Annotated in this window: 1 protein-coding gene; it reads right to left on the bottom strand. The window is 66.8% G+C overall.

Going from position 1 to position 1,321, the window contains the following annotated elements; genetic code table 11:
• Window positions 1–14 precede the first annotated feature (14 nt).
• Window positions 15–1,262, bottom strand: a complete 1,248-nt coding sequence (locus D9C15_RS33130) for an ISL3 family transposase (protein ID WP_128003709.1) — start codon at window positions 1,260–1,262, stop codon at window positions 15–17.
• Window positions 1,263–1,321 lie beyond the last annotated feature (59 nt).

Raw genomic sequence — 1,321 nt, 5'->3', positions numbered from 1 at the left:
GGCTCTCCTAAAATTCAAGTGGGTTGCCCTACGTGAGGGTTGATTGCTTGGAAGTTGAGCTTGCCGGCGATCAGGAAGATGACGGTCTTGATGGTGTCGAAGCTGCCGTAGCCGCGCGCGCGGCGTTTGGCGGCTTGGAACAGGCCGTTGATGGCCTCGAGGAAGCCGTTGGTCTGACGTGTCTGCGCCCAGGCGACGATGCCTTCGAGGTGCTTGCGGACCATGGCGGCGACCTCCTTCATCACGTCGACCTTGGAGCGCATGACGCAGCCGCACCAGTGCTGCAGCAGGCGGCGCAGTACGTTGACCTGCTTGTGTTCCATGGCCAGCCGCAGCCGCTCCTTGTAGGTCCAGGCGCGAGCGGTCAGGGTCAAGCGCGGCGCCGTGATCAGGGCGTGCAGGGCGGCCCCGGCCTGGGGCTTGAGGTCGAAGGCATCCTTGAGCAAGGTCCACCGCAGGCCCTTGAGCATGGCGCCTGCTGCGGGGTCGGCGCGTTGCTCGATGCGCCGTGTCTTGTCCACCGCGGCGCTGGCGTGAGCGATGACGTGGAACTTGTCGAACGTGATCCGCGCATCGGGCAGGTGCTCGCCCACGCCCTTGATGTAGGCGGCCGACATGTCGATGCTCACGCGCTCGATCTGCTGCGGCGGACAGCCGTGCCAGTCCAGGTGTTCGGCCAACTCGGCGATGACACCCGAGCCTCGGCCCTGGCCGACGAAGACCACCCGGCGTGCGTCGGCGTCGGCCGCCAGCGTCACGTACTGGTGCCCGCGCGAGCGGGAGGTCTCGTCGATGGCCAGCGAGGTGACGGCGCTGTAGTCGGCCAGGCCGCCGGCGATGTGCACGTAGCGACGGCACACGGCCAGCACCCGGTACTCCGACTCGCCCACGATGCGACCGACGGCTCGGAAGGGCATCTGCTGAGCCAGCATCAGGATCAGCGCCTCGAACAGCAGCGTGAAGCCGTTGAGCCGGCCCGCAAAGTCGGGATCGACCAGCCGCACGGCGCCGTGGGGCAGTCGCACCCGGGGCACTCGCACCTGAAGATGGCACTCATGCTGGAAGAAGTTCAGGTGCCGATAGGTCTTGGTGACGGTGTCGTGCACCGGGTGCTGGCCAGGGTGCCCGTTCACCGGGAAGCGCGTGCCGGGGGCAAAGTCCACCAGCACCGTCAGCCGCTTGGCCGCCTCGTCGAAATCCACCGACTTCACCGACCACGGCGCCTTGATCCCCAGCGCCGACTCGAACAGTTGCGTGCTCATCCCACCCCCGGCTTGATGCTTCCGGGGCGTAGGCTACCCACTCAAACTTCAGGAGAGGC

The organism is Piscinibacter defluvii, assembly GCF_004011805.1.
Lineage (GTDB): Bacteria > Pseudomonadota > Gammaproteobacteria > Burkholderiales > Burkholderiaceae_C > Piscinibacter > Piscinibacter defluvii.
The sequence above is the reverse complement of the archived record's forward strand: the minus strand, read 5'-3'. Positions and strand labels throughout refer to the sequence as shown.